The sequence below is a fragment of the Limnothrix sp. PR1529 genome (genome assembly GCF_002742025.1).
Classification (GTDB): Bacteria; Cyanobacteriota; Cyanobacteriia; order CACIAM-69d; family CACIAM-69d; genus CACIAM-69d.
On the sequence record NZ_LIRO01000065.1, the window covers coordinates 25,348 to 32,801 of the forward strand.

General features: G+C 55.1%; 6 protein-coding genes and 1 pseudogene. 4 read left to right on the forward strand and 3 right to left on the reverse strand.

What is annotated here, in order from left to right; translation table 11 throughout:
- Positions 1–19: 19 nt before the first annotated feature.
- Positions 20–1,354: a hemolysin family protein gene (locus AMR42_RS10690; protein WP_099533444.1), complete on the forward strand. Its 1,335-nt coding sequence runs from the start codon at positions 20–22 to the stop codon at positions 1,352–1,354.
- 34 nt (positions 1,355–1,388) lie between these two features.
- Here AMR42_RS10690 and AMR42_RS20440 read toward each other — a convergent pair whose 3' ends face one another.
- Positions 1,389–1,538 (reverse strand): hypothetical protein, encoded by a 150-nt coding sequence (locus tag AMR42_RS20440; RefSeq protein ID WP_158234445.1) that lies wholly within the window; start codon positions 1,536–1,538, stop codon positions 1,389–1,391.
- 806 nt (positions 1,539–2,344) lie between these two features.
- The gene (locus AMR42_RS19860; RefSeq protein WP_158234446.1) at positions 2,345–2,575 is read right to left on the reverse strand and encodes a hypothetical protein; all 231 of its coding nucleotides are present in this window, start codon (positions 2,573–2,575) and stop codon (positions 2,345–2,347) included.
- A 72-nt stretch (positions 2,576–2,647) separates the two neighbouring features.
- Between AMR42_RS19860 and dnaN the strand changes: the two genes are divergently transcribed.
- The 3 genes from dnaN (at position 2,648) to AMR42_RS10705 (ending at position 6,692) form a co-directional block, all read left to right on the forward strand.
- Entirely contained in the window at positions 2,648–3,796 is a 1,149-nt protein-coding gene (dnaN, locus tag AMR42_RS10695) for a DNA polymerase III subunit beta (protein ID WP_099533451.1), read from the forward strand.
- A gap of 148 nt (positions 3,797–3,944) precedes the next feature.
- Positions 3,945–5,078, forward strand: coding sequence for a ChaN family lipoprotein (locus tag AMR42_RS10700; RefSeq protein WP_158234447.1), 1,134 nt, complete (start codon positions 3,945–3,947; stop codon positions 5,076–5,078).
- Between the two features lie 120 nt (positions 5,079–5,198).
- Positions 5,199–6,692 (forward strand): tetratricopeptide repeat protein, encoded by a 1,494-nt coding sequence (locus AMR42_RS10705; protein ID WP_099533446.1) that lies wholly within the window; start codon positions 5,199–5,201, stop codon positions 6,690–6,692.
- Here the strand turns inward: AMR42_RS10705 and AMR42_RS10710 are convergent.
- A pseudogene (locus tag AMR42_RS10710) lies at positions 6,689–7,378 on the reverse strand (response regulator); the annotation flags it as partial. The gene AMR42_RS10705 and the pseudogene AMR42_RS10710 sit on opposite strands and share 4 nt — an antisense overlap.
- Between the last annotated feature and the right edge of the window lie 76 nt (positions 7,379–7,454).

A 7,454-nucleotide genomic window follows, 5' to 3' on the forward strand; every position in this document is an offset into this window, starting at 1 on the left:
TGTTGTTGTCTCGTCCCGTATGAGTTCTGCCCTTACCGAACTGGCGATCGTTGCGGCCTTGACGGTTGCGAACGGGATTTTTTCAATGTCGGAAATGGCGATCGTCTCGTCCCGCAAGACGCGCCTGCAAAACCGAGCGGAACGGGGAGATCGAGCGGCTCGCGCAGCCCTGGCCCTGGCGGAATCGCCCAACCAGTTTTTATCCACCATCCAGATTGGCATCACCCTGATCGGCATCCTCACGGGGACTTTTGGGGGCGCTTCTTTGTCGGCGGAGTTGCGGCCAATCCTGGAAGCCGTGCCGCCATTAGCCCCCATGAGCGGGGCCCTGTCGGTGGTAATCACCGTGGCGGGCATTACTTATCTTTCGTTGGTGGTGGGCGAGCTGGTTCCCAAGCGGTTGGCCCTGGGCAACCCGGAACAGATTGCGGCCAATGTGGCGCTACCGATGCGGTGGTTGTCGCGGATTACGGCTCCGGTGGTCTATTTGTTGAGCCATTCCACGGATCTGATTGTGCGATCGCTCGGAACCACGGTTTCCAGCGAGCCGCAGGTGACGGAAGAAGAAATTAAGCTGCTGTTGCAACAGGGCACGGAAGCGGGCACGGTCGAAGAAGCCGAGCAGGAAATTGTAGAGCGGGTGTTGTCTCTGGGCGATCGCCCCGTCAGCTCCGTGATGACTTCCCGCCGAGAGGTGGTGTGGCTGGATTTGGATGCGCCTTTGCACGAGACGATCGAGCAAATCATTAACAGCCACCACCAGCGATTCCCCGTCTGTCGCGACAGTTTGGATGAGGTCGTTGGGTTCATTCAGGTAAACGACCTGTTGGCCCAAACCCTGATGAATCAGACCCTGAATTTAACGGACTGCCTGCGTCAGCCGTTGATTGTGCCGGAAACCACGGGCACGTTGCGGATTTTGGAGATGTTCCGCGAAACGGGTCTGCATATTGCCTTGGTGGTGGATGAATACGGCGTGGTGCAAGGGTTGGTGACGATCAACGACATGCTCGAAGCGATCGTGGGCGACCTGACCGATGTGGATGAGGAAGACACGCCCAAGGTGGTGCAGCGGGAGGATGGTTCCTGGCTGGTGGATGGGATGTTGGCGATCGAGCGGATGCGCGATGAATTGGATATGGCTGAACTGCCCGGTGAGCGGGAAGGACGCTACCAAACCGTGGCGGGCTTCGTGATTGCTTCGTTGGGCCACATTCCCAAGGCCACGGACACGTTCCACTGGAATGGCTTCCGGTTTGAGGTGGTGGATATGGATGGCAACCGGGTTGATAAAATCCTGGTTTCCAAACCCAGCACGGCTCCCAGCGCTTCAGAGCCGCCCACGGCTGATTAAGGGAAGCACGACCTCAGGATCACGCTTAAATCACTTAAATTCCTTGGGGCCGAGGGCGATCGCGCTGGGCAACTGTCACAGTGTCTTGATGGGATGGGCGATGGGAATGAGCGGTGTTGTCGGGGTCGATCCAGGTGCATTGCGTTGACCAGTTGGTCAGCGGGTTGATGAACGGATTGATCACGAATCGATCACCCCAACCGTGATCGACTCCAAGATTTTTTGATTAATTTCGATCGACCCATTTCCCGATCGACCTACTTTCCCGATCAACCCACTTCCCGATCGACCCATTTCCCGATCGGGCAACTTTTGCAGCCAATTAATGTACGATATTCAAAATACGCTCTGACAGATTTTGGATCAATTATTCAAAACCCAATTTAGGTTACCCATCAATTGTGGGCAAATTGCAAAATTCAAAATCTTTAACTTTATAACAAATTGTGCTTGATCAGGTAAGGGGTGATCACCTGACCCCCTTGTGGAAAACTGCCCGATCGGGGCAAAACCTGTGGAAAACCTGTGGAAAAATACCCCTATTCTGTGGAAAACCTGTGGAAAAATACCCCTCTTTCTGTGGAAAAAAAAAAGTGTCTGTGGAAAACTTGACTAAGTATAAATACCCTGTGGAAAAACACCCCCCCTTTTTCCACAGGGTTTTCCACAGGGTGTGATCGCTGAAAGGTTCATAAAATAAGGATTTTTTTGAGTTTTCCACATTTCCACAGGGCCCTACTACTACTATCTATTTAAAAAATAAGAAAGAGAAGAAGAAATAGATAGTCCAGCCCAAAAATTTTCTTGGAAACGGCCAAAATTCTTCGGGGAGACGGTCTGTTTCTCTCGAACTCAGGATCCAGTTTTTAGCCTAGTCGATCGAGCCGGAATCGCAACCGACCGGTGAGGCAGTGGCCGCTAGGGACTGGAGACGACAGGATTCGAGCTGGGCTGAGTTTGAAACCCAGCGGTTGACGGATCCGAAAACGGCTAAAACCCAGACAGAATCAGGATCTGAGCGCTCAAAGTTCGCTGCGCTTGAGGCCGAGCCGATCGGCAAGCTTGAGGGCGATCGAACCCTTTGAAAACGGCTAAAACCCAAGCCAGGCTTTGATTGTTGCGATCGCGCTTCGACTTTCCAGCGGGCGATCGGGCCGCAAAGTCACGGGTTGCTCCCGATGGCCAAAACGGCGATTTTGGGTTAAACTCAGGGCTGCTCATCGGGGCCAAATTTCCCCCGGCGGCGGTCGCCGTTTTCCACAGAACAGCCCCGAAACCCAAGCCCCAGAAGCCATGAAGCTGCTTTGCGCCCAAAGCGACCTGAGTGCCAACCTGTCCCTGGTCAGCCGTGCCGTCCCGTCACGGCCGACGCACCCGGTTTTGGGCAATGTGCTGCTGACCTGCGATGCGGGCACTCAGCGCGTGAGTTTGACCGCCTTTGACCTCAGCTTGGGCATTCAGACCAGCTTCCCGGCGGAAGTGGAAGATTCTGGGGAAATCACGTTGCCGGCCAAGCTTTTCGCGGACATTGTGGGCAAGCTGCCCAACGGCACGGTGTCGCTGGATGCGAACGAGGACTGCTCAGCGGCAATTTCCGCCCAGTCCAGCCGCTACCAGATTCAGGGCATGAGCGCCGAAGAATTCACAACCCTGCCGGTGGTGGAAACGGGCGAAGCGGTTTACCTGCCGGTGGCGGCGCTGTTGGAGGGGATGCGCGGTTCCCTGTTCGCCGCCAGCAACGACGAAACGAAGCAGATTTTGACCGGGGTTCACCTGTCGGTGGAGACCGATTCCCTGGAGTTTGCGGCGACCGATGGCCACCGGCTGGCGGTGGTGCGGGCGGCAATGGTGGAGGACGAAGAGACGGAAACGGGCACGGTGGAACCCTTTGCGGTGACGGTTCCGGGTCGGACGCTGCGGGAGCTGGAGCGGATTTTGGCGGCGCAGCAGTCGAGCGAACCGGTGGCCCTGTACTGCGATCGGGGGCAGTTGGCCTTGCAGTGGGGAGATTATTACCTCACCAGCCGCACCCTGGAAGGGCAGTACCCGGCCTATAACCAGCTCATCCCCCGCCAGTTCGATCGCCAGGTGACCGTGGAGCGGAAGTTGTTGCTGGGGGCGCTCGATCGAATCTCGGTAATTGCTGACCAAAAGAGCAACCACATCGTCAAGTTCTCGATCGACGCAACGAACCAAAGTCTAGGCATTTCAGCCGATGCGCAAGATGCGGGCAGCGGTCGCGAAACGATCGAATCGGCCCAAATTTCCGGCGAGGACATCGACATCGCCTTCAACGTCAAGTACTTGATGGAATCGCTGAAAAACCTGACCACGACAGAGATTCAGCTTCAAATGAACACGCCCACCAGCCCGGTGGTGATCACGCCCTTGGGTGGCGCAAAGGCAACCCATTTGGTGATGCCGGTGCAGGTGCGGAGCTAGGTTCAGGTTGACCGCAGGCGTTAATCGCTTGATGTTGTTGGTGTTAATTGCTAGTTCAGTTGCCCTTGCTTTGGAATTTCCTAGCGTGGGCTAAATATTGAAGATCATGCCCGTTGCGGTTTCTAGAAGCCCCAGGAAGCCCAGTGAAATGCAACTGACAAGGGATAGCTCGAATTTCCAAAATCAGCGGCTTTTGCGGCAGTTTTTGCCTCCGTTGGGCCAATGGCTGGGGATTGTGGGGGCGATCGCCTGCTGCTGGGCGGCTCCTGTTTGGGCAGAATCAGCCCCGATACCAGCCCCGATGGGGGTGTCGCCGTCCGTGACTGACCTCAGCACTTTGGCGAGTGCTCCGGGCAGCGCCCCGATCGCCATTCCTGCCACGCCTAACCCACAACTGGCACAAGACCTCTTAATTAATCCGGGTGATCCGGGGGTTTTTGATCGGTTCTGGGCCGACCTGGCTGGATCGCAAGTGATTTATCTGGGGGAAGTTCACGACCGATCCGCCGATGTGCCGATCAAATTGGAGGTTATCCACAGGACTTTTCAACAGGTGGAAAACTTTTCGCGCCAGGGTCAGCCCGGCCGACTGATCATTGCGCTGGAAATGTTTCAACAACCGTTCCAGTCGGCCTTGGATGACTACTTGGCGGGGCGGATTGACGAAACCACCCTGCGCGATCGCACGGAATTTGACCAACGCTGGGGATTTGACTGGGAAATTATTGCGCCGATTTTGCGGTGGGCGCGCGATCGGGGTGTGGCCGTGGTGGCCTTGAACCTGCCCGTGGAAGTGACTCGCCAAATTGGTCGCCAGGGCTGGGATGCGCTCCCCGCTGAGGCTTGGCAATGGTTGCCCCCGCCCAATGAATTGCAACTGGGGTCTGCGGGTTACCGGGCCTGGCTGCGAGAAATTTATGACGAAATTCATCAACAGCACGGAGCCAGCGCCCAAAGTAGCGCTCAAAGTAGCGCCCAGAGTTCTGGGAGTGCCGATCGCACGGAACGCTTTAACCGATTTTTGGCCGCTCAGGCCGCTTGGGACGAAACCATGGCGGCGGGCATTGCTCGGTTGCTGCAACGGCCGGGCGATCGGGTGGTGACCATTTTGGGTCGTGGCCACATGGTCTATGGGTGGGGCGTGCCCGATCGGCTGGCCCGGCGCAAACCCGATGTCGTGCAGCGATCGATCCTGTTGGGCCCCCTGGAAGCCCCCGAAATTTACCGCGATGGGCGATCGATCAGTCACTACTGGTGGCCCAGTGCCCGATCGGCCCCGTGAAATTACTGATTAATCCAAGGGTTGATTAGTAATATTATGAGTCAGCATTATGAGTAAACGAGACCAACTCATGCTTAACAGCATTGCTTAGGGTTTGTCATCGTCTTTGGGAGAAGTGAGTTGAGCTTTGCTTCAGTTTCGGATGCTCCGACGTTTCAGGAGCGAGTTGCGCATCTGACCGAACAGCTTGAGCGATTTGCTCAAAAAGATCTTGATCCAACGGTTCGTGATGAATTAGCACTCGACATTCTGTGCGATCGAGATACCTTGCAAGCCATCCTCAAGGACTTGGCAAAGCATCAGCAACTGGAAGCCGCCACCGTTTCAGAAATCGACGCGCTCGATCGTCGCCTGGCAACCCTGGACTCAAAATTTCTGGCCATTGCAGCCTTGCCCCGTTGGCGAGATACCTTTGATCCTGGCCCTAACGCCTGGTGGTGGTTTCCCGAAGCCGAAGGCTCCAAGCCCAAAATTGCAACCCGACGACGGGAAATTTTCTGGCGGGGGGTGTCCGTTGTGTCCCTCCTGGCCACTGCCAGTGCCGCCAGCACCATCCTGCCGGTTTTCTCGATCGGGGGATTTGGCTTAGGAGAAGCCCTGGCCAGCGCCGGCCAGGTGACCGGGCTGGCTGTGTTGGGGCGTGGCGTGCTCACCCCCGAAGGAACCAAGGCCCTCAAACAGTTTTGCGCGAGGTTTTCGATTCCCGGCCAGTGGTATAGCGAGGCGATCGCCGCCTTTTCCATCACCCTTGGCGCTTTGTCCATGTGGGCCGCCCAAGACGGTTTGCCCCGGTGGTTTAACTACGCGGCCAATCAGCACTATCAACAGGGCGAGCTAGAGGAAGCCCGTGTAAATTATCAGAAAACGCTTTCTCTGATGCCCAACAATGACGAAGCCTCATTGGGGCTGGGATTGGTTTATGAATCCCTGGGGCAACTCAAAGAAGCTGGCGATTCCTATCGGCAAGTGGCTGACCAAGGCGACCCGATCGCCCTCAGTCGATTGGCACGAGTTCAGTTCTCTTTGTTGCTGAAAACGAACCGATCCGACAAGTTACTTCGCAATCAACAAACCTCGGAAGTTGAAGCCCTTTTAAAACTGGCACTGCACCGCATTGACATGAGGGGTCTATCAACCATTGATGCTGCTAACCAGCGCTATCAAATCTACCGAAATTTGGGGTGGTTGCGTTGGTGGCAACGGGATTATATCGGTGCGGAATCTGTCTTGAAACGTGCCATTAGAGAAGATGAATCTTTTCCCGAAAAACAGCTTGGCACAGGTCTTTCCCATTGCTTGCTGGCTCAAATTTATCGTGAAGAACAACGGGAGACGGAAGCCACTGCGGAATACAACATCTGTGTGCAAAAATCGCGGCCGGAAACCCTCACAGAATATGAATGGTTCTTCCAAGTGGGGCAAGGACGGATGGCGACCTGTGTTGATACCAGCGCTGTGATGCGCGGCACAAGCCGAGAGATCATCCAAAAACTACCCCTTTGTACGGAAGACGATCCAGGGCGTAAGAATTCTGTTGCACCGGATCCCACTCAACCGGTCATCCAGTCATCGCCCAGTTCGATGACTGGAACCGTTGCACCACCTAGCCCTTAACCCAGGAAAGAGATTGAAGAGGAGGATGGTTCCCGATCGCCCGCTGCGCCACTCGATCGACTATCCAAAACCGATTGGGTCAGTTGGACAATTTCCGGAAAAGCAAAGTTTTCCGTTAAGTGGGTCAGGGTTTGAAAGAGGTCGTAATAAGGGCTAGGAATCTGTTGCAAGAGTTGAGTAATGGTTTGATCAGAACAGGTAAGGGCCGCATGGTGTAAAGCGGCAATCCAAGCCTGGGGCATCACCGATAAATCCACGGTGGGTGACTGGTTGATCGCGCCTAGGGAGCTGACGGAGCGATCGGGCGCATCGGTTCTGAGTTCTGCATAACGGTACTTTAAGGGCAAATATTTTGCCATCATCTGAAAGGGTTCATCGAGGGCAAAAGGCTTGCTCATATAGTCATTACAACCGGCTGCGATCGCCAGCGAAGGATCATCGGCAGACCCCTGGGCCGTAATGGCAATGATCGTGGTTAAGGAAAAGGGTGCTTGATGCTGACTTTCCCAACGCCGTTGCTCCAGAGTGCGAATTTTTCGCGTTGTGGCATAACCATCTAATCCTGGCATTCGCAAATCCATCCAAATCAGATGGGGCTGCCAATCTTGCCATTGGGCGATCGCTTCTAAACCGTTGCTTGCTTCATGAATTTGCAAACCCAAACAGGACAGTAGCCGCACCAAAAGCTGGCGATTGGTCGTACGTCAATCTAATGTGGGATTGATAGAGTAGAGAGACTGATGGATGAAGGTTCACGCCATG